Origin of the sequence: Pararobbsia alpina, from assembly GCF_965118125.1 — a bacterium.
GTDB lineage: Bacteria > Pseudomonadota > Gammaproteobacteria > Burkholderiales > Burkholderiaceae > Pararobbsia > Pararobbsia alpina_A.
Map to the genome: position 1 here is coordinate 1,014,492 of NZ_OZ221288.1, position 22,285 is coordinate 1,036,776.

Consider the following 22,285-nt stretch of genomic DNA (forward strand, 5'->3'; position numbering starts at 1 on the left):
GCAGTTGCCGCAGATGTGCCGTTGGTGCCGTTGGTGCCGAGCACACCGGTGTTGCCGTCATCTCGGCGGCACATCGACGGCGGTCGATGCGCCTGCTCATTTAAATCCTGGCCGTCACGCCACTGACGAACTCGGCTCGTGCACCTGACTCGTATGGCGTGCCGTTTCCTTCATCAACAAGGCGACAATAAACACGACCGCTGCGCCGCCAAGCGCCATATAGAGCGGCACGGCCAGCCCGTGTTCCTGCGCGAGCGCGCCGCCGATTGCAGGTGCCGCCGTGGCGCCGACGATCTCGGCAGCCATCGTCGCCATGCCGATGGCGGTCGCGGCCAGTCTGGGCGGCACGGTTTCAGTCGGCACGAGCACCATCATCAGCGCGACGATCCCCTGCTGCGCATTCGTCACGAAGAAAATGATCGCAAGCAGCCAGAGGTTCGTGTACAGCGACTGCGAGAGCATCGCGACTACGAGTATCGCGATCATGACCGACATGATGATCAGCGCCATCTTGCGTCCGATGCGATCCGACCAGGCAGGAAAGATCATGCCAAGGAAGAACGCGCCAAAACCTGCCGCGCCGAGCAGAAAGCCCGCGGTCGTGCCCGGCTGACCCGCGACCTGCGTGATATAGAGCGGCGCGAACACATTGACCTCGAACAGCCAGCAGATCACGCCGATCGCACCGAGGCAGCACAGCCACATATTGCGGTAGGTGAACACACTCAGATAATCGCTGAGCGTCAGATGCGCGGCGTTTGCGCCACCCTTGCGCGGAGGTTCCGGCACCAGGCGCCAGATCAGCACGCCAAGGATAATGCCCGGCACCCCTGCGACGAAGAACGCCGCACGCCAGCCGAAATGCGCTGCGACCTGCGTCGTGAGCACAGGCGCGACGGCAAGACCAATCAGCGACGCGGCGCTGACGACGATGCCGACATTGCGGCCACGATGCTGCGGCTCCGACGTTTCTTCGACGAGCGCGGTGATCACCGACCAGCACGGACCTTCGGCGATACCGAGCAACGCACGGATCAGCAGCATCTGCTCGTAGTTCTGCGCGATGCCCGACAGCCACGACAGAATCGAGAATGAAAAAATCGCGGGCAGCAAGACCTTGCGCCGACCGATGCGGTCGGACAGTGCGCCGAGCACCAGCGTCGAGAATGCCCAGCAAATGCCGGTGACCGCGGCGAGGTTACCGACCTTGCCGCTATCGAGCTTGAGATCGCCGATCATGTACGGCGCGAGATAGAGTTGCGACATGCGGTCGAGAAAAACCGTACCCCATGTCAGGAACAACAACAGCAAAATGCCGTTTTGACGGCGCCACAACGTGCTCATGGTGTCTCCTCCATGAAAGTTGAAGGGCCGTGCCGTGCAACGACTGAGCGTGCCGGCACAGCTCCGGTGGACCTGACTCGACTGCCCGTGCCCCCTGCTTCATGAGCCCTTTTGCGGCTGATGTGCGCGTCATGTGCACGCGATGCGCGCTCTCGTACTCTTGTACTGGTGTCTTTATGTGCGCTCACGCTTCTGCGTGATGCCGCGCGGCTTCGCAAACCGCTTCGCAACCCACTGCAATGTCGCGCGCCGCTGAAATCCCCGTCCGCGCTCCGGCGCCGATCTCAGGCGAGGTAAGCGATGATCTTGCGAAGCGAGCGCAGAAACTCTTCCTTGTGCGACGGCTCGATCAGTTCGTCGAGCGCCTTGTCATGCGCGCGCGCATGCGTGCGCAATGTCTTCCACGCCTTGACGCCCTCGGTGGTCAACGTCAACGAATAACTGCGGCGGTTCGTGGCAAGCCGCTCGCGCACCACCAGGCCACGCCGCTCGAGATCATCGAGCACCGGGGTCAGCGTCGACTTGTCGCGTCCGTTGGCCTGGCTCAGTGCCGTTTGCGATATCCCCGGGTTTTCATGGATCAGCGCGAGCGTGGCGTAGAAGCCGGGACGCAAATCGCTCGAGCCGACGCGACGCGCAAACGCCTGGAACGACGCCTGCTGAGCCAGCCTCAGATTGAAGCCGATGGTGTTCTCGAGTTCGCCGAACGCGATGTCAGGCGCCGCATAGCGCGGTTCCGGCTGGTCCTCGGACACAGATTCCTTTTGCACTGCACTCGATCGGCCTTTGCTCATGCTGCCTCGGTTGTCGCGCTGCAGCGCATGCGGTGAGCATGCGCGTTAAAGAAAAAAGCAAGAACAAATCAGGGGGTATCGGACTGTATTCAAGCAAATGATTGGATATCCGACAGTTGGTATCTATACCGATGTCATGTGCGTTGACAGTATTGTTTGATCACATATAGTTTGAGATCCAACAATTCGCGACGTCATTGAACGCCATCGATGCGGGAGCTACGCGTGTACACGACCAGCACGGCATTTCTTGAAGCACTCAATGAAGCAGGCGTCGAGTATCTGTTCTCGAACTTCGGCAGCGACCACCCCGCGCTGATCGAAGCCCTTGCGCAGGCGCGCCATGACGGCACGCCTGTGCCGCGCGTCATCACGTGCCCGAACGAGATGGTCGCGCTGAGCGCGGCGCATGGCTTTGCTCAGGCAACCGGTCGAGCGCAGGCCGTGATCGTTCACGTCGAATGCGGCACGCAGGCGCTCGCGGGCGCCGTCCACAATGCTGCCAAGGGTCGTATTCCCGTGTTGATCTTTGCGGGGCTTTCGCCGTACACGCAACAAGGCGAACTCAAGGGCAGCCGCAACGAATTCATTCAGTGGATTCAGGACGTGCCCGATCAGCGCGGCATCGTGCGCGGCTACGTCAAATACGAAAACGAATTCCGCTCAGGCCACAACGTCAAGCAGATCACATGGCGCGCACTACAGTTCGCGCTGAGCGACCCCAAGGGACCGGTCTACCTGACCGGCACGCGCGAAGCCATGGAGCAGGAGGTTCCGCCGATCGACGCGGAGTTCGCGGACTGGCAACCCTTGTCACCCGGCGCGCTCGCGGCAGATCAGGTCGAAGAACTCGCGAGCGCGCTCGCCGTTGCGAAGCGTCCGCTTGTCGTGACCTCGTATGTCGGGCGCAATCCTCTGGCTGTCGTCGAACTTGTCGCGCTCGCGCATCGACTGGGTCTCGGCGTGCTCGAGTCGGTGCCCAACTATCTGAATTTCCCGACCGACGACGTGCTGTACCAGGGCAATCAATGGAATCACCCGGTGCAGAACGCGGCGCTCGACGCGGCCGATCTCGTGATCGTGATCGACAGCGACGTGCCGTGGATCCCTACCGTCAGCAAACCGCGCGCGGGCACGCCGATCTTCCACATTGATGTCGACCCGCTCAAGCAACAAATGCCGCTGTGGTACATCCCGGCGAAGCGCTCGATGCGCGCCGATGCGCGTACGGCCTTGCGTCAGATCCGCGAGTCGATCGACGCATTGCCTGTTGACGCGGACCTCGTCGCCGAGCGGCGCGCGCACTATCAGGCGCTGCATGCCTCACGGGCACGTCAGCTCGATGAGCTTGAATCTACCCCCGCTCAAGGCCTGACTGCGGAATACGTGACCGCTCGACTGCGACGTCATATCGACGCACACACGACCGTGCTCAACGAGGGGATTTCGAACTACCACACGGTCATCAATCATCTGCAGCTGTCGCGCACCGGCGCGATGTACACGAGCGGCGGTGGCTCGCTCGGATGGAACGGCGGCGCCGCCATCGGCGTCAAGCTCGCCCGGCCCGATCACACCGTCATCGTCATGACGGGCGATGGGTCGTATATGTTTTCCGTGCCGTCTTCCGTGCACTGGATGGCACGCAAGTACGCGACGCCGTTTTTGACAATCGTGTTCAACAACCGTGGCTGGAAATCGCCGAAGCTGTCTGCGCTCGCCGTGCATCCAACCGGGTATGCAAGCAAAGCAGACGAACTCGACGTAAGCTTCGACCCACCACCCGACTACGCCGCGATTGCCGCCGCATCGGGCGGCGCCTGGGCGAGGCGCATCACGCGCGTCGACGAGGTCGACGCCGCACTCGTCGACGCGCTGCACGCCGTGCGCGAAGAACGACGCTGTGCGGTCATCGACATCTGGCTCGAGAAGCTCTGAGCTGACGCGTCGTCGCGCATCCGGGTGCCGACAGGTATCGGTCTTGCTACTGGCCGGACGTTGTTGACCACGGAGTCGCCGATGACGCATCCACTGATCCGGGCAGTCGCCACCGGAATTGCAACGGCCGTCGCCATCACGGTGGCGTCGACCCTCGTACAAACCGATGCGCTTGCGCAATCGCCTTCCGCGGCAGCGGTTGTCAAAGCGCCCGATCAGGCGCACGAAGCAGCGAAAACGCTTGAACACGCGCCGGCTTCAATCAGCTTGCCGGGCAGCGCGCCCGCGCAAGCCGGGACGGTCGCGCCGGGCACCGCAGAAACGTCGAGCACGCAACCCGCGAGCTCGGGCACGCGCGCGAAGGTCCCCTCAAGCGAAACCGCCAGCGCACCGCACGCGACGCCGCTGCCGCCGTCCTTGCTCTACGGCTCGCTTTACCGCGACGTCGAACTCGCGCATGTGATTCCCGACAGCAAGACGTTCGCCGACATGGTGCCCGACCGGTCGCCCTCGCAAATCGTGCGGCTGTATCACGCTCAGCGCTCGGTACGCGGATTCGATCTGCATGCTTTCGTCGATGCGCATTTTCATCTGCCAGCGCGTCCCGCGGCGCCTACGGCCAATGACGCGGACACCACGGTATCGGACCATATTCGGGGCCTCTGGCAAGTCCTGCGTCGTAATCCGGATCGCGACAGCTCGCCGTGGTCATCGCTGTTGCCGTTGCCCAACCCTTACATCGTCCCGGGCGATCGCTTTGACGAGATCTATTACTGGGACTCGTACTTCATCATGCTGGGCCTCGAACAAGATGGCCAGCATGACCTCGCGCTCGACACGATCAATAACTTCGCGACGCTGATCGACCGCTACGGCCATATCCCCAACGGGAATCGCAGCTACTACCTGAGCCGCTCGCAACCGCCGTTCTTCGCCGCGATGGTCGCGCTGATCGCCGATCACGACGGCGACCAGGCGTACGTGCAATACCTGCCCGAGCTCGAAAAGGAATACGCATACTGGATGCGCGGCGCCGACACGCTCAAGCCGGGCCAGGCCGCACATCATGTCGTGCGCCTCGCGGACGGGACCCTGCTCAACCGCTATTGGGACGAACGTGACGCGCCGCGTGACGAGTCGTATCGCGAAGACGTGGAGACTGCGCGCAGCATGCCCAGACGCAGTTCGACCGATGTGTGGCGCAACCTGCGCGCGGGCGGCGAATCGGGCTGGGACTTCAGCTCGCGGTGGTTTGCCGACGGCAAGACACTGGCGACGATCGAGGTCACGTCATTGCTGCCAGTCGATCTGAATACCTTGCTTTTCAACCTTGAACGCACGCTCGCGATTGCCCATCACGCAAAGGGCGACGCGAAGCTCGCCGCCCATTATCAAAGTCTGGCCGACGCGCGCGCCGAAGCCATGCGCCGCGTGCTGTGGGACAACGAGCTGCATGCGTTCGGCGACTACGATTTCGTGCATCGCAGCCTCACGCACCGGCTCAGCGCCGCGACCGTCTATCCGCTGTACTTCGGCGTCGCGACGCGTGACGAAGCGCGCATGATCGCCACCACGCTCGAGCAGAAACTGCTGCGCCCGGGAGGCCTGGCGACAACCGACACGCAGACCGGGCAGCAGTGGGACGAACCCAACGGCTGGGCGCCGATTCAGTATCTTGCTGTGATCGGCCTGCGCCGCTACGGCCAGGATGAACTCGCGCGCACGATTGCGACGCGATGGATCGCCAACAACCTGCAGTTCTACCGCGACACGGGCAAGCTCGTCGAGAAATACGATCTCGGCTCGGCCAAGGCGGCGACGGGTGGCGAATACGCGCTGCAGGAAGGCTTTGGCTGGACCAACGGCGTACTCGAGACCTTGCTCGCGCTGTACCCTGCCGCCGCGCAAGACACCCGACGCACCCCCGTGACGGCATCGGGGGCGTCGCCGGGCGTGGCGCCGGCCTCATTACCGGCCTTATTACCGGGCTTAACTCCGGCCTCAAACCCGGGGTCGGCCGCCGAGGTGCTGCCCGGCGCTGCGCATCCGGCTCAGCCACCGGCGAACGCGCCCTGACCTTCGGAAATGCGCCGTCAGGTGCACAATGCGGAAAACCCGCGAGGTCGGCTACACTGCCGGCCCGCATTGTCGTTTTGCCGCAAGCATGAATCAGGAATCCGCAGCGCGTGTACGCACGCCCAATGAGATCGAAGTCGACTTCGCGACGCTCGTGCGAAGCGGCGTGCCATTGGAGACTGCGAAGCTCAAGTTCGAAGTCCTCTGGGATGAAACCAACCGGGCCGCCATGACGCTGCTCGGCTCCGCTGAAGGCAACGCTTACATCGAACTGTTGCGCCGCATGCACGACCGTTTCGAAGTGCAGTTCCGCAACGCACCGCCCCGCAAGTCGAGCAAAAGCGACTCGACCTCTTAGCCCTCCCGCGTCATCTCCTCGCCCGATCCTGAGGCAGTCATCCGACGATATTGAACGGAATTCAAGGGAATTCAGGGGCATCCGCGGGCTCTGCGAGTGTCGGGAACGGCTGACATCCGCCGCATGGCGAGTCCCGCTGATGGTTTTACCGTACCCCTGTCAGCCGCTGTGTATCCGCCGGTAATTTACCGTTTAGCGAGTTTTTAACGCAGCTTTAACGGTTGTTTATCGGAAGACTTGATACGTATTCACCCTTATTTTTGCACTTAGGCCTGCTTGGATGCCCGAGCCGCGCCGCCAGACCCTCTCCGGAAATCGCAACGTTTATTTAGCATGTTTATTTTCTGCGCTGACATTTGTTGATTTCGGTGATTTTTTTGCTGATTTCGACATTTAGATCTTTATTTCTAATTTTTATTGCCGTTAAAATGCAAGCCATGCCACACACTGTCGCATTGCATCTGTGGCTTCCAATCCTGGCGCGTATTCATGCGAGAAATAATGTCCGTTCAACAAGGTGCGCGCCAACGTTCTGGAGCGCTTGCGAATGGCTAGAGCCCATCATCCGCGTCGCCATCACGGTGCGGGAGCGCCCGTCCGTGAAAGCAGCCGCCCCCGGCGTGAATCCGCTGCCGCGCGCGCTTTTGATTTCGCGTTTCAGCCCATCGTCGACGTGACACGCGGCAAGCCCTATGCATACGAAGCATTGATTCGCGGCCCCGCCGGCGAGTCGGCGCAGACCGTGTTGTCGAGTGTCCCCGCCCCGTTGCGTTATCACTTCGACCAGGCGATCCGCGAACGCGCGTTCAGTGCGGCCAACTCGGTGGGCCTGTCGACGCGCTTGTCGGTGAACTGCCTGCCCAACGCCCTGTTGCGTCACGATCGCAATATCCAGCGCACCGTCGAAGCGGCCGACGCGAATGGCATTCCCATGAGCGACGTCGTATTCGAAATCGTCGAAGACGAGCATATCGACGACCGCAAGGCGCTCAGCGAAGTATTCGACGCCTATCGTCACCTCGGCTTCAAGACTGCGCTCGACGACTTCGGCGCCGGGTATGCGAGCCTGTCATTGCTCGCCGATTTCCAGCCCGATATCGTGAAGATCGATATCGCGCTCGTCAAAGACGTCGATCGCGACGCGACGCGGCAACACATCGTGCGCGGCGCGCTGTCGATGTGCCGCGAACTCGGTGTCGAGATCATCGCCGAAGGCGTTGAAACGGCCGGCGAACGCGATTTCTTCGAATCCGAAGGCGTTTCGCTCATGCAGGGCTATCTCTTTGCCCGGCCTGAATTCCGGCATCTGCCCGTCCCCTCGATGCGCGCCTAAGGCGTTTCCCGCATGGGCGCGACGCGCCTATGAATGACGTTCTCCGCGTCATCTCCTCATCACCATCAAGCGTCACAATACTTGGGCACAATCGCCGTTCCGCGCGGCGAGCCGATGCCCTGGGCAATCGGCGAGCACGGCGGCGCCGACCGGTTGCGCGCCGTCTGTCGCATGCGGACGGGGATTTTCCAAGCTGAAGACGAGCGGCACAACAAGCCGCCTGCCCAACACAGATTGAAGACCATATCTGACGATCGCCATCGAACGGCGGAGGAATTGTCGTTCGCCTTTTCCGTCCTGCTGGCTCGCGCCCTGCCGCGCCAGCAAGCGGCCCTGTTGTTTCAGGAACTCTGGGATGAGGCCAACGAAGCTGCCGTGGCATGCGCGACCGAGCGCGCCGCGCTCACCTACGTGGAACTGCTCAAGGACATGGACAAGCGCTGGCGCCACATGCCCGCGCTGCATTGAGCGGGACTGCCACGCCACCCACACATCGCTACGTAACCCGCACATAGTCAGCACGTACGCAGCTCATCCGCTGCACGCAAGCGGACAACGAACCGCACCACAAATAGCACCACAAATCGCATAGCGAACGCCCACGCGTGTCGTATCGCCACCACGACCGCGCCCGATGCCGATGGCTCGCCCCTGAAGGAAGACGATGCCGATGCGAACCACTGCCGAAATCGAATACGACTTCGTCGCGCTGCTTGCAGGCCAGTTACCCGCCGAGGTTGCCCGGCGCGAGTTCGAAGTGCTCTGGGACGAATCAAACCGTGCGCTGGTCGCCACGCTCGGCACGGCAGAGGGCGAAGCCTATCTCTCGTTACTCAAGGACATGCACATCCAGTTTGTCAAACGATACGGAGACCCTGCGCGCGGCGGCGCGGGACGCGGCAGCGTGTAGTATGGCGAACGCTCGCGAACGCGCACTTGCGATGATTCGACGGACCGACGCGCCGCGGCCCTAAAGAACTTAAAGAATTCAGCGCCGAAAGCCGATATTGATAGATGGATTGTCATCGGCCATTCGCGGAACATGGAGCACTTGACGATCCGATCGGCGCGAGCCGCGCGGCACTTCGTACCAGGCATTTCGCACCAGGCATTTCGCACCAGGCATTTCGCATTAAATAGCCTCTGTTTGCAAAGGACGGTTGACATGCGCAGGACCTCCTTTCCCTCGAGCCCGCATCGCACGCGATGCGCGACGAGACCTGCGTCCGCCGCGGCGCGCGGGTTGCTCGCCATGCTCGTTGTGACCTTCGTTGCCGCCACGCCCGCGCGTGCCGACGAGGTATTGCGCGTGCTCGCATGGCCGGGCTACGCCGACAGCCAGACCGTCAAAGCGTTTGAAACGCGTTTTCACGCAAAAGTCGAAGTCACTGTCGTCGATTCGGACGAAGCGCTCTGGTCGCGCATGCACTCGGACGCGACCGTCTCCGTCGGCACGGCTGCCGGCACATCGGCCCCGCCACCCTTCGATGTGCTCGCCGCCAACACGGCGGAAATTCAGCGTTACACGCACGAAAACCTGCTCGCACCACTCGATGTTGCGGCGCTGCCGAACCGGCAACGCCAGTTGCCGCGCTTTCGCGCGCTCGACTCGATCGGCGGCCTGGTTACCGACGGCAAGGTGTACGGCATTCCGTTCACGTATTCGTCGATGGGGCTGATCTACGATCGCAAGCAGATCAGTGTCGCGCCCCGCTCGATGAACGAACTCTGGGATCCGCGCTATCGCGGCAAGGTCCTGACATTCGACAGCGCGCAGCACAATTATTCGTTCACTGCACTCGCGCTCGGCTATCGCGATCCGTTCGATCTCAATGCATCGCAGATGCGCGAAGTCACGCACCGCCTGATCGAGCTTCGACGCAACTTGCTGACGTACTACAACGTGCCCGAGGATGCGGCCGCACTGTTTGTCCAGCACAAGGTCGCGCTGATGTTCGGCAACTACGGCAACCAGCAGGTCGAGCTTCTGCGCCGGGCAGGGGCCGATGTCGGCTATGTGATCCCCGACGAAGGTGCGCTCGCCTGGCTCGATTGCTGGGCCATGACACGCGCATCGCCGCATCGCGCGCTCGCACTCGCCTGGATCAATTACATGATCGACCCGGACGTGGCACAACGTTTCACCGCGCGCGAAGGGCTCGCCAATACCCTGTTCGCGACCGGAAGTCAGGACGCGTCGGCGCATCTGTACTGGATCCGTCCTGTCGAGGACATAGGACACCGCGAAGCCATGTGGAATCGCATCGTCTCGGGCGACCGGCCGGAGACGTTCCAATGATCCGTCCGGGACTGACCGTCAAGCTGTCGGTGCTGCTGGCCTGTATCGGTGTGCTCGCTTCCGGGCTGACGGGCTACTACGCCTATCACGCGAACCGCACGATGCTCGTGCATCAGGCGGAACGCAGCCTGCGCACCTCGACAGAATTGTTGAGCCGGCGCCTGTCAGTCGAAATCAACGATATCTCCGCCGACGCGCGCGTGCTGGCTACCATGCCCTCGTCGGCACGCGTGGCCGCTTCGGACGACGGCACGGGCCGCAACGACGGACGTGAGCGTCTTGCTCAGGTGTTCGCGAGCTTTATGGCGAACCACCCCGAATATCTGCAGGTCCGGCTGATTGCGCGAGAGCACCATGGGCTCGAGCTGATCCGGTTCGACCGTGACGCCGTCGGCGCCGTGCGTGTCACGGGTAACGGGCTTCAGGAAAAGGCGCAATTTCCCTATGTGTTCGACACGCTTGGGTTGAGCGCCGGGCGCACCTATGTGTCGAACATCACCATCAATCACGAGAACGGCACGCACCTCGCCGAGGGCCGTCCGACGATGCGCGTCGGTGCACCGGTGTTCGATGCCGGCGGACAGCCCGTCGGCGCGATCGTCATCGACGTCGATCTGGGCGGACTGCTCGCCTTGCTCAAGACCGACCTGCCCTCCGACTACAAGGTCTACCTCACCAATGAGTGGGGCGACTTCCTGATCCATCCGGACGCCACGCAAACCTTCGGCTTCGACAAGGGACGCCGCGTCTTTATTCAGGACACGTTTGCGTCGACGCACGCGCTGTTTGACCAGACGCGAGATCAGGTGCAGCTCAACGGACTCGATGCGCCTGAAGAGGCCCGCGATGCGATCGTCACGTTTATCCGCAAACCCTTCGGCGGCGATGACAGCCATCGCTTCGTCGTGCTGGGCCTGGCCAAGCCGCTCGCCTCAGCGCTCGAGGGCGCCAATCTGCTCGGTAGCAGCATCGTGCGCATGGTCCTGATTTCAAGCGTGCTGGCGCTGTGTCTTGCGATTCTCTTCGCGCGCGCCTTGACGCAGCCGCTTCAGATGCTCACGTTCGCCGCGACGCACTTCCTGTCCGACAAAAGCATGGACGAGCTGCCGATCCGGCGCACCGATGAAATCGGCGTGCTTGCCCGGTGCTTCGCGCGCATGCGCCGCGAGATCAAATCGCAGATCGACGTGCTGCATCACAAGCAGATCGAGCTCTCGCACCTCGCGAGTCACGACGTACTGACTGACCTGCCCAATCGCATGCTGTTCATGGAGCAGCTCGATACGGCCATCCGGCATGCGTCGCTCAGCGGCGAACATCTCGCTGTTCTGTTCGTCGACCTCGACCGATTCAAGCAGATCAACGACCGGTTCGGCCACTCGGCAGGCGACAACGTGCTGATCGCCGTCGCCCACCGTCTGCGCGAAGTGCTCGCCCCGACCGATCTGGTCGCGCGCCTGGGCGGCGATGAATTCATCGTGCTGGTCAAGGGCGAACGCGCCGATCGCGCCACCGCCGACATTGCCGCCGAAGTGCTTCGCACGCTCAACGAAGACTTGCTGATCAACGATCAGCAAGTGACCGTCGGCGCGAGTGTCGGGGTCAGCCGCTTCCCGTCGGACAGCACGAGTGCCGAAGAACTGCTGCTGCATGCGGATGCCGCGATGTATGCCGCCAAGCTCAGCGGCGAAGGACGCAGCACGTGTCGCGCCTATGCGGAACTCGACGATGCCACTTCACCGGCGCTGCGCTCGCGCAGCCGCCAGGTGAGCGGCCGGCTGCGGGGGCGCAGCACTGCGACCGGAAAAGCCGACGTCACGCTGTGAACGTCGAACGTGCGCGCCGGCATGGATGTCGCTGATAGGCAGTCACCGGAGTGACAAACCATGTGCCGTGCGTCGTTGCACGCGCACGCGACGCTTATTCGATCTCGTCAAACGCAGTCGACAAGCCACTCGCGCGTAGCACTTGCGCAGCCAGCGCCTGACGCACGACGCGCGCTCCACCAGCGGTAGCGAGCGTCAGAAACGCGCGTGCCCGCGTAATGCCCGTGTAGACGAGTTCGCGCGTGAGCACCGGGCTCGGCGCATCGGGCAGCACGAGCGCGGCATGCAGAAACTCCGATCCCTGCGACTTGTGCACGGTCAGTGCGAAGACTGTCTCGACCGCCTGCAGACGGCTCGGCAACACCCACTTGATCTTGTCCGTGCCATCGCCCGCGGGGAACGCCACGCGCAATTTCAGCGTCCCGTCGTCTGCGGGCAGGCCGAGCGTGATGCCCATGTCGCCGTTCATCAGGCCCAGCTCATAGTCATTGCGCGTCACGAGCACCGGACGCCCCAGATACCATTCGCCGGCTGGCTCGATCAGCCCTTCACTCTCCAGGATCGACTCGATCCGCCGATTGAGGCCTTCTACACCCCATGGTCCGCGACGCAGCGCGCACAGCAGCTGAAACGCGCCATGTGCGCGAAGCACCTCGCGGGCCCACGCGTCGTAGGCGTCCTGATCGGTGGTCGTCGAATCAGGGCGGTGGTCGCGCAGGGTTTGCAGATAGTGCCGGTAGCCGTCGCGCGCGTCGGTGAGATCGAGTCCCTGCGCGTCGTGCGGGCGAAATACGCCGTCGACGACCAGCGCGCTGAAAGCCGCATCCTGGCCGTCCGAACATTCGAGCATCGCGATGTCCGCATATCCGCGCGTCCAGATCTTCGCGACTTCGGCTGCACTTCCTGCATTGACCGCCGCGGCGAGCTGGCCGATACCGCTGCTTTCCTTGAAGCGATGGCTTTGCCGGAGCATCGCCACTGCCTGATCGAGCGTGGTGCCCGACATGTCCACCAGACGCTCGTCGACATGCTCACCCGTCATCGCCTCGAGCCAACCTTGCGTCTGCGACGTGTAGTGGCCTTCCGCTGCGCGGCGGCATAGCTCGCCGAGCACGGCGCCGGCCTCGACAGACGCCAGCTGATCCTTGTCGCCGAGCAGGATCAGCCGCGCATGCGGCGGCAACGCATCGAGCACGGCCGACATCATCTCGAGATCCACCATCGACGCTTCGTCGATCACGAGCACATCCAGTGACAACGGTGCTTCGGCGTTATGCCGGAAGCGGCGCGTGCCAGGACGGGTGCCGAGCAGTCGGTGGAGCGTCGTCACATCGACGGGGATCGCGGCGCGAATGTCATCGGCACGTTCGAATGCGTCGAGCGGCAAACGGCCGACCGCCCCCGCAATCGATTCGTTGAGCCGGGCAGCGGCCTTGCCGGTCGGCGCCGCCAGACGGATCCGCAAGGACCGTGAGCCCCCGCTCTCCGCTTCGGCACCGAGCGCCATCGCTTGCAAGAGGGCCAGCAGTTTGACGACGGTCGTCGTTTTACCCGTGCCCGGTCCGCCGGTCACGATGCTGAATGCGCTACGTGCCGCGAGCGCACACGCGAGCTTCTGCCAGTCGGCAGCAAAGGCGGCGCTGCGATCGTCCTTCGCCCGCTTGGCGCCTGCCGATTGCGGCGTGCCGTTCGCACGCCCCGCGCTGCTCATGACACCCTTGGCCATCATGGCGGCGGTGTCGCTCGTACCTTCAAACAACGCATCGAGCGCCGCGCGCAACGCCGTCGCGGAACGATTATCGTCGAAGCGACTGGGCTCGCTCAGCCGTCGCGCAATGCCGCGTCGCACATTACGTTCGTATTGCCAATATCTGCGCAGATACAGTCGCGTGTCGACGAGCACGAGTGGCGTTTCCCCGGCGCCGCTTCCGACAACAGCCGGGTCGGACAATGCCTGCCGCCATTGCTCAAGTGTGACGTCGGCGAGGACTTTTGCGGGCCATGCCGCCGGCTCGATCACTTCACGCGCGCGAGGGTCGTCAGGCGGAAGCGACAGTGCGAACGAGGGGTTCTCAAGCGTGGCAGCCAGGTCGAGGCACGCATGCCCTCTGCCCAGCTGATGGCTCGCGAGTGCTGCGCCAAGCAGCAACAGCGGCGGCGCATCGGGCAACTCGCGCGCGAGGAAGTCGGCAAAGGCCAGATCCACGCGCCTCAGCCAGCCGTGATCGACCCATGAAGCAAGCAGGGCTTGCATGCGCCCCAAAGGCGATAGGTGTAACGACGCGTGTTGTGCCGGCGAGGCGATTGCGCCGGGGCCCGTTCCGGCCATTCCTTTTGCGGCCATTCCTGCCGCGTTCATTCCTGTCCCGCTCATGCGTGCTCCTCGTCGTCCCAATCCGCGCTCGAATGACTGCGCGTATCCGTGCCCGAATCCATGACCAAGGCAGCGTGCGCCACGGCTTGCGCATGACGCGTGTCGCCATGCGCGAACAAATCGTCGAGGCGGTCGATCAGTTCGCGCGGCGGCCGCTCGACGTGGATGCCCTGCGTGGGCGCACCGATGCCTCGTACAAACACATAGACCGCTCCGCCAATGTGCTCGTCATAGTCGTAGTCGGGCAGCCGTGCCCTGAGCAATCGATGCAGCGCGAACAGGTAAAGCACGTACTGAAGTTCATAACGCGAATGAAGAATCTGCGTGCGCATGCGCTCGTATGAATACGCGCCGTCGTCGGGCCCGAGCCAGTTCGACTTGTAGTCGGCCACGTAGTAGCGCCCTCCATGCTCGAAAACCAGATCCATAAACCCCTTGAGCATGCCATTGAGCCGCGCGGGTTCGAGGACAGGGCGGCGTGCACCATCGAGCGTCCCTTGTCGCACCGCCTCATCGATATCGAGCGTATTGACGGCATGCGCGGCAATCCAGAATTCCATTTCCGCGAGATACGTCTCAAGCCCGGACAAGCGCACGACCGTGGGCTCGACGCCGCCTGAATCGGGCAATGCCAGCGGCGTGCTCAGCAGACGCAGCAGCCAGTCGGTGAGCGTGTCGATCCAGCGCTCCCAGCCGCGCACCTGGCAACGGCGTGCAACGACATCGCGAAGCCCGTCGGGATTGCGCGTGACTTCACCGAAGCCCTCGGTTGCCGCCCATTCGAGCAGATCGTGCAGGAAGCTGCCCGGGTCTGACCCGCGCGGGAATTCGTGGATCGCCGAAGATGAACCGAACTGCAACGCTTCCTGATACGTATCGGGATCTGCACGCTCTTGCGCAGGCTCGGTCGCATGCTCATTCAGATGCCCGGTCGTTTGCTCGTATGCGGGCCCTTGAGCAGGCCCTTGAGCAGGCTCTTGCGCATGCGCTTGCGCGCCTCGCCGACCGGCGGCTACGTCATCGTCAAGCGCCTCATCGTCAAGCGGTTCGTCCTCGAGCAACTCCATCATGACGTCTTCGTCGGGCGTGTCAGCAGCCGCGGCCTCGTCACCCTGCGCAGTCTTCAGGCTCGAATAGCTTGCGATCCACCACGGCTCGCTGACGACATCGATCGAGGTGCGTGCCGCACCTCGACGGGTCGCCTGCTCGACGGCCACAAAGCGCGCTTCATCGGGCGTCGGAGCACCGTGTACGGCGATCGGCTCACAGGCGTCGAACCGCGCCTCAAGCACAGCCTCGAGTCCATTCACCGGCAGCGCTTCGCCCCCGTTCAACAGGTAGCCGAACGCACTGCGCTCGAATCCGCTGAGCGGAGCGAAGCCCACCCACGTCGCATAGCGTGCGCGCGTCAGCGCCACGTAGAGCTTGCGCAGGTCTTCTCCCAGACGCTCGCGATCAGCGCGTGCGACCGTCGTCTCCGTCGCGGTCAGCTCAACGTGCAACGCCCCTTCGTCGTCGTGCCACTTGAGCGGCACGTCCTTGATATCGACCTCGCGGAAGGTGCACGCAAATGGAAGAAACACCAGCGGATACTCGAGCCCCTTCGACTTGTGAACCGTCACGACCTTGACGAGGTCGCCGTCGCTTTCGAGGCGAATCTGCTGAGCATCGCCCGTCGCGGCATGATCGTTTTGCGCAGCCTGGCGCTCTTCGGCAAGCCACCGGATCAGACCGTGCTCGCCTTCAATCAGCGTACTCGCCTGTTGCAGCAACTCGCAGACATGCAGCACGTCAGTCAGCGTGCGCTCACCCGCCTGCGTTTCGAGCAGACGCGCGGGCACGCGATAGTCGTTGAGGATGCGCCGAAGCATCGGCAACACACCCTGGCGTCGCCAGTCATCGCGGTATTCCCGGAAGCGCATCACGCAGCTTTCCCACGCGAGCTCGTCGCCGCGCAGTGTCTCGAGTTCGTGCCAGCTGAGTCCCAGTGTGCGCGTCGCAAGTGCAGTTCGAACCAGGCGTCCATCATCGGGTTCAGCACAGGCGGCGAGCCAATGCTGGATTTCGGCCGCGGGCGGCGCGAGGAAAACGGAGTCCTTGTCGGACAGATACACGCTTCGCACACCGCGGCGCGCGAGTGCCGAGCGGATCGCATCGGCCTCGTTCCGATTGTTGACGAGCACCGCCATATCGGCAGGTCGCAAGGCGCGAAAACCTGACGTGCCTTCAAAACCCGTTGTCCCGCGTTGCCCCTGATTGAGCAAGGCCACCATCTCCGTCGCACACGCGGCCGACATCCGCTCGAGGTAGGCCCCCTTCGCCAGCGTGCCGTCAGCACGATCCGAGTCGAGCCACCAGGCCGTCAACGCCGTCGCGGGTGCCTGATCCACGACGAATCGATCGTCGCGTCCCTTGGCATCGACCTCGACGAAAGGAACCGGGTTGATCGACTCGCCGCCTTCACCCATCGTGCGGAACAAAAACGCACCTGCGCCGCTGGTACGATGTTCGGCCAGCGCGAAGCACGCGTTGACTGCGTCGACCATTTCACGTGTCGAACGGAAGTTCCGCGCAAGCGTATAGAGTCGATCGCCGCACGCGCGCCGTGCCGCAAGGTACGTATGGATATCGGCACCGCGGAACGCGTAAATCGCCTGCTTCGGGTCGCCAATCATGATCAGGCCGGTCTCTGTCTGATCACGGTAGACCGTATCGAAGATCCGGTACTGGACCGGATCGGTGTCCTGAAACTCGTCGATCAGCGCAACAGGAAACTGCGTGCGGATCACGTTCGCGAGTCGCTCGCCATTCGGGCCTTGCAGCGCCGCATCGAGCTTGGTCAGGAGTTCGTTGAACCCCATCTGCGAGCGACGCCCCTGCTCGTCCGCAAAGCGTTTCGCAATCCACTTGACCGCATGGCGGAGCACGGCATCCCTGCCGTCCGGCAGCGCCGCAATCGCACTCGACAACGTTTCGAGTGCGACGAATCCTTCGTGCGAAGGCGGCTCGCCTTGCACGCACACTTGTGCAATCGCGGACGCGGCGAGCTTCGCGACCGCCGATTCGTTCGGCACGCGTTCCGCACGGTCGCTCGCCCAGCCGCGCAGTGCGTTGAACCACCGCGTACAGTTGCCTTTGGCAAGCTGGCGCGGCGCGAACTGCCCCGCCTCGCGCGCCGCATCGATCTCGGCCTCCATCGCGTCGAGCCATCCCATCCAGGGCGCTTTGAGTGCGGCGAGTTCGCGCGCGGCGTCACGCTTTGCCTCGCCGATGGCTTCGACCGGTGGCGCACCGTCGGGCAGCGCGTCGGCATACTCGAGCAATGCGCGTATCTTCGCCCGTAACGTATCGGGGTCCGGGAACCAGTCGGAGACGACCGACGCTGCACCCGCGTCGAGCGACGACATAAAGCTTCGCCAATAGTCGCGCACGACCTCGGCAAGCAGTTCGGTCTGGTCCGTTTCGAGCGCTTGCGTGAACAGGCTGTCGCTGTCGAACGCATGTTCGCGCAACATCCGGTTGCACCAGCCGTGAATCGTCGAGACGGCGGCTTCGTCCATCCACTCCGCGGCCAGCTGCAGCTTGCGAGCGCAGGCAAGCCATCGCTCTTCGGGGTAGTCGTCCCGCAAGTCATGCAGCAGGTCCTTGCCGCGCGGCAGGGGGTCGACCTCATCGGGCGGCGTCTGAAAATACAGGGCCGCCTCGCTCAGGCGCGCACGAATGCGGTCACGCAGCTCTTTTGTCGCGGCGTCGGTGAACGTCACCACCAGAATTTCCGGTGGCGTCAACGTGGCGACTCGCCCGGGTCCACGCAGCCGCGTGACGCCTTCGTCGGATTGCAGCATCGCGTCCGCCGTTTCGGCGTCATCGTCCGCGTAGCCCGCATCATCGGAAAAGTCGAGACCGTCGCCGTCATCGAAGACGTTCATGTCGACGCCGATGCCGATGCCGTCCTGTTGCGCGCCTTCATGACCCAGCACCAACCGCACATACAACATCGCGATCGTGAAAGTCTTGCCGGTTCCCGCACTCGCCTCGATCAGGCTGCGCCCCCACAAAGGGAAGCGCAACGCATCGAGCGGCCTGGGAACCGCGGCGCCCGCGCCTTGACCGGACAACGTATCGTCGCTCATTGTCCGGCTCCGGTTGACTCGTCGGTATCTCGGCCTGTATTTGGCCCTTTTTGCAGGCCCTCTCCGCCGCTTTTATCCAAGCCTTTTCCCAGCCCAGTCTCCGCAGCCTTTTCCCGATCCTTTGCGCGAACAACTGAGCGTGTCACCGGGCTTAGCAGCGTCTGCGCAAGTCGTTTGAACTCGCCGCTCATCGTGAGCGCCGCAAAATCCGGATACGCACGGTGCAGGCTTGCGCTCGTTTCGACTTCTCCGGCTGCCTTCAGGGCGCCCTCGTACGCGAGCCGTGCGGTCGCAAACGCCTTCGCTTCGATCGCTTCCGGATCGGGAGCAACCGCCGGGGCGTTCCCTCCGCGACGGCCGCCTCCGTCCGAAGCCGAAGCGCGCAGCCAGTCGAAACCCGTCCGGGTTGCAAGCGGCAATGGCCGTCGCATGCCTTCGCACCATGTGTCGAGCAGCGTGACCAGATGGGCGCGCGCATCCTCGCGCGTCATCGGTCCGAATTCGGCCGTGCCCTTTTTGCTCACGACGACGGTGGTCGCCCCCAGGCCGTCCAGATTGGCCGCCAGGTGCTGAATCCAGTATCCGATCAACCGGTCGCCACGAAAGTGGCTTTCCTTGACGAGGTCGCTGGTTTCAATCAACACACGCGCCCATTGCCCATCGCTGTTGCAGCGAAAGCCACCGAGCCAGTCCGCCACACCCGGCGTCAGCGGCAATCCCGCGCTGTCGAGCCGCTCATCGACGAACCGCACTTCGCGCTCCTCGTTCGACACGAGAGGCCAGCGTTCGAGCAGATCACGGTACGTGTCGAGCAAAGCGTCCATGGGCTCGACAAGGGTGTCGCTCATCATGTCGCCAAAGCCACCCGCGGCAAGATCTCCGCGGCGTCGAATGCGTTCGAGCCGTTCGCGCCGCGCTTCGGCCGGATCGTCGCCGTCACGCAATGCGATCGTCTGCGCGCGAATCAATTCGTTCTGCAACGACCAGCGCTTGAGCCCGTCAAAACCAAACGGCTCGTGGTCGTCGCGCCCGCTTTCCTCGGCCTCGAGGAAAACACGAAGGCGCTGAGTCAGAAATGCGCGAACAGGATTCTTCAGAAAGTCGGTGAGTTCACGCAGCGTCAGCGGTTCACTGCGATCGATAGCGGGGAGTCTTTCCGTGTCGAGCGTGTCGAGCGTGTCGAGGGTATCGGTGCCAGCGGGACCGCGGGTATCGGCAGGACCCTGCTGACCCTTCGCGGCCCGCCACTCCGCTGCATACGTAAAGAGCGCGGAGTCCTCCGGATCGGCCGGAAAGTATTCGTCGCTGAACGGCTGCAGCGGATGCTCGACGGTCAGCGCATGCAGCAGCGCCTGATCGGAAGCGTCCGATGGCCCTTCTTCATCGCCCGCGCCATCGAGGTGCCATCCCGCTGCGAGATGGTCACGCAACTGACTGATCAGCACCGAAGGCGGCCGCTCACTGTTGTCGTTGATGCTGCGTCCGACCCACGAAATGTGCAGATGCTCGCGAGCCGACAGCAACGCTTCAAGCAGCAAGTAACGATCGTCCTCGCGTCGTGATCGATCGCCGGGCCGATACTGCCGGGCCATCAGATCGAAGTCGGTCGGAATACGCGTACGCGGAAAGTCGCCATCGTTCATGCCGAGCAGACAGACGCGACGGAACGGTATCGCGCGCATCGGCATCAACGTCGCAAACGTCACGGCGCCCGCAAAAAACCGTTGCGACAGGCTGTTGTCGTCGAGCTGCGAGAGCCAGTAGTCGCCTACGACCGAGAGCGGCAACGGCTCGGCAAGAGCGGCCTCATCGCAGATGTCGAACCAGCTTTGCAAGGCGTTGTCGAGGCGTGCGAGGGTCAGCGTGTCGTCGTTGCTGCTGGCGAGGAAAAACCGTTCCTTCAGCGCACGCAGCCGTTCGCACCACTGCGCGACCGTCGCCGGCTCGCGAAGCGTACGCCACGTGGCTTCGAGCGCATCGATCAGGTCAACGAGCGGACCGATCAGCACGGCATCGAGACCGCCAATCTCGCCGTACGGCTCGATATCGCGCCATGCACCGACGTCGTCACCGACCGCATATCCGAGCAGCATCCGCCGCAAACCGAACGCCCAGGTGTGGGGCGCTGCCTGCCGGGCGTCACGCGGCAAATCGAGGCTCGCACGTTGCTCGGCATCGAGCCCCCAGCGGATATTCGAGCCGTGAATCCACGTTCGCAGCTTCGGCACGTCGGCCTGGTCGATGCCAAACCGCTGGCGCAGCGCGGGCACCTCGATCAGGTCGAGCAGATCGCTGACGGTCATGCGCGAGCGTGGCAGGCCCAGCAGTGTTTCGAACGCGCCCACGAGCGGATCGGCGTGCCGTTGGCCACGATCGGCCACCGTGAACGGAATGTGGCGCGGATCGTCACGACCCGGCAAGCCGAACACGGCCTGAATGTGAGGCGCATAGGCTTCGATGTCCGGCACCATCACGATGACGTCGCGCGGTCGAAGCGTCGGATCGGCATTGAAGGCGGCCAGCAGCTGATCGTGCAGGATCTCGACTTCACGCAGCGCACCGTGCGCGATATGAAACCGGATCGACGTATCGAACTCAGGATCGACACCCGGCCAGTTCTCACGCGTCTCATGCAGCGGACGCAGATCGCGAATGTCTTCCTGGAGTTGTTCGAGCAGATTCGTCGCGTCATCGGCATCGAACAAGTCGATGCGTTGCCCGATCCCGGAGAACTGCGCCTGATAGCGGTCACGCGATTCGGCGCTGTCGTATTCGTCGAGCAATCCGATAAAGTCGCGTCCCTGCTTGCCCCACGCCGCGAGTAACGGCTGCGCGTACAGATACAGCTCGTCTTCGCGCAGCTCGACAGGCATGCCTTCGCGTCGCTGCTGCCGTGAGCGAGCACTGCGCAGCCACGCGTTGTCCGCCACGATATCAGCCCAGTAGTGCGCACAGGGGTTAGGCACGCACATCAGCACCTGCGTCCACGACGAGATGGCGGCAAGGACTTCAAGCGACTGCTGCGGCATGCTTGAAATCCCGAAGACGACAACTCGGCGCGGCAGCCCCGCGGGCGCTTTTCTGTTCGCGCCCTCACGTGCCCACGCTTGTGCGCGCTCCAGAAACGCCGCATGCACCGCGGCTCGTCCGCTGTTTGACGTCGTCGTATCAAGGGCGTGTTCGCTCGCGGTCGCTTCCACATCGTCGAGCAGCGCACGCCACAGCGCGGGCTGCCAGGCTTGCTCGGCCGGCAGCGGCGTGCGCTCGCCGCGCAACCCGGTCAGCACGTCGTCGCCGTTGGCCCATGCATCGAGCCAGTCCGCGCGGTACATCTGATATTGGTCGAACAGATCGGCGAGCCGGTCAGCGAGCTGGAAGCGTTTGCGCTGATCGTCGTCGATATGCATGAAACGCCGCAGAGGTGCAAACACCTCATCGCCGACGCACGCCGGCAGCACGCGCATCAGGCGCCAGACCAGCCGGGATCGATCGAATGGCGAGACTTCGGCCACGGCGTCACGCCCGAGCACGCTCCGATACACCTGCCAGATAAATCGCGACGGCAGCGAGACATCGAGGGCCGCAGCGATGCCGCAGCCGCCCTCGCCCGATTCCGACTCGTCTTCGGCGAGCGCGAGTTTGAGCCACTGCGCGATCCCGTTGCTTTGCACGAGCACGACCTCGGTTTCGAGCGGGGCAAGCGGATATCGCTTCATCCACTGGACCAGCAGGTCGCGCAACCGCTCGGAGCGGTTACCGTGCACAAGCATCAGGCCCGGGATGATCGACTGTGAACTCAAACAAGACTCC

The 22,285-nt window shown here is 63.3% G+C and carries 13 protein-coding genes; 8 read left to right on the forward strand and 5 right to left on the reverse strand.

What is annotated here, in order from left to right:
* Positions 1-114: 114 nt before the first annotated feature.
* Both ACMFWR_RS22785 and ACMFWR_RS22790 read right to left on the reverse strand, forming a co-directional pair.
* Positions 115-1,344 carry an MFS transporter gene (locus ACMFWR_RS22785; protein WP_413196959.1) on the reverse strand — a complete coding sequence of 410 codons (1,230 nt, stop codon included), beginning with the start codon at positions 1,342-1,344 and terminating at the stop codon, positions 115-117.
* A 284-nt stretch (positions 1,345-1,628) separates the two neighbouring features.
* A complete protein-coding gene (locus ACMFWR_RS22790; RefSeq protein ID WP_413196960.1) occupies positions 1,629-2,138 on the reverse strand; it encodes a MarR family winged helix-turn-helix transcriptional regulator in 510 nt (169 codons plus the stop codon).
* Positions 2,139-2,348: 210 nt separating this feature from the next.
* Between ACMFWR_RS22790 and ACMFWR_RS22795 the strand changes: the two genes are divergently transcribed.
* From ACMFWR_RS22795 to ACMFWR_RS22830, 8 genes are all read left to right on the forward strand, one after another.
* Positions 2,349-4,076: a thiamine pyrophosphate-requiring protein gene (locus tag ACMFWR_RS22795; RefSeq protein WP_413196961.1), complete on the forward strand. Its 1,728-nt coding sequence runs from the start codon at positions 2,349-2,351 to the stop codon at positions 4,074-4,076.
* Positions 4,077-4,157: 81 nt separating this feature from the next.
* Positions 4,158-6,152 (forward strand): alpha,alpha-trehalase TreA, encoded by a 1,995-nt coding sequence (gene treA, locus ACMFWR_RS22800; RefSeq protein WP_413196962.1) that lies wholly within the window; start codon positions 4,158-4,160, stop codon positions 6,150-6,152.
* Positions 6,153-6,240: 88 nt separating this feature from the next.
* A complete protein-coding gene (locus ACMFWR_RS22805) occupies positions 6,241-6,510 on the forward strand; it encodes a hypothetical protein (protein WP_413196963.1) in 270 nt (89 codons plus the stop codon).
* Between the two features lie 547 nt (positions 6,511-7,057).
* Complete coding sequence (locus ACMFWR_RS22810; protein WP_413196964.1) at positions 7,058-7,843, forward strand: EAL domain-containing protein; 786 nt, start codon at positions 7,058-7,060, stop codon at positions 7,841-7,843.
* Positions 7,844-7,876: 33 nt separating this feature from the next.
* A complete protein-coding gene (locus tag ACMFWR_RS22815) occupies positions 7,877-8,311 on the forward strand; it encodes a hypothetical protein (protein ID WP_413196965.1) in 435 nt (144 codons plus the stop codon).
* 202 nt (positions 8,312-8,513) lie between these two features.
* Positions 8,514-8,753, forward strand: coding sequence for a hypothetical protein (locus tag ACMFWR_RS22820; protein WP_413196966.1), 240 nt, complete (start codon positions 8,514-8,516; stop codon positions 8,751-8,753).
* A 255-nt stretch (positions 8,754-9,008) separates the two neighbouring features.
* Complete coding sequence (locus ACMFWR_RS22825) at positions 9,009-10,142, forward strand: extracellular solute-binding protein (protein ID WP_413196967.1); 1,134 nt, start codon at positions 9,009-9,011, stop codon at positions 10,140-10,142.
* A complete protein-coding gene (locus tag ACMFWR_RS22830; protein WP_413196968.1) occupies positions 10,139-11,968 on the forward strand; it encodes a diguanylate cyclase domain-containing protein in 1,830 nt (609 codons plus the stop codon). Before ACMFWR_RS22825 ends, ACMFWR_RS22830 begins: the two co-directional genes overlap by 4 nt.
* 94 nt (positions 11,969-12,062) lie before the next feature.
* Here ACMFWR_RS22830 and recD read toward each other — a convergent pair whose 3' ends face one another.
* From recD to recC, 3 genes are read right to left on the reverse strand one after another with little or no spacing between them, the layout of a single operon-like run.
* Positions 12,063-14,342 (reverse strand): exodeoxyribonuclease V subunit alpha, encoded by a 2,280-nt coding sequence (gene recD / locus ACMFWR_RS22835; protein WP_413196969.1) that lies wholly within the window; start codon positions 14,340-14,342, stop codon positions 12,063-12,065.
* Complete coding sequence (recB, locus tag ACMFWR_RS22840; protein WP_413196970.1) at positions 14,339-18,475, reverse strand: exodeoxyribonuclease V subunit beta; 4,137 nt, start codon at positions 18,473-18,475, stop codon at positions 14,339-14,341. Before recB ends, recD begins: the two co-directional genes overlap by 4 nt.
* Positions 18,472-22,275 (reverse strand): exodeoxyribonuclease V subunit gamma, encoded by a 3,804-nt coding sequence (gene recC / locus ACMFWR_RS22845; RefSeq protein ID WP_413196971.1) that lies wholly within the window; start codon positions 22,273-22,275, stop codon positions 18,472-18,474. The genes recB and recC overlap by 4 nt, the downstream gene beginning before the upstream one ends.
* Positions 22,276-22,285 lie beyond the last annotated feature (10 nt).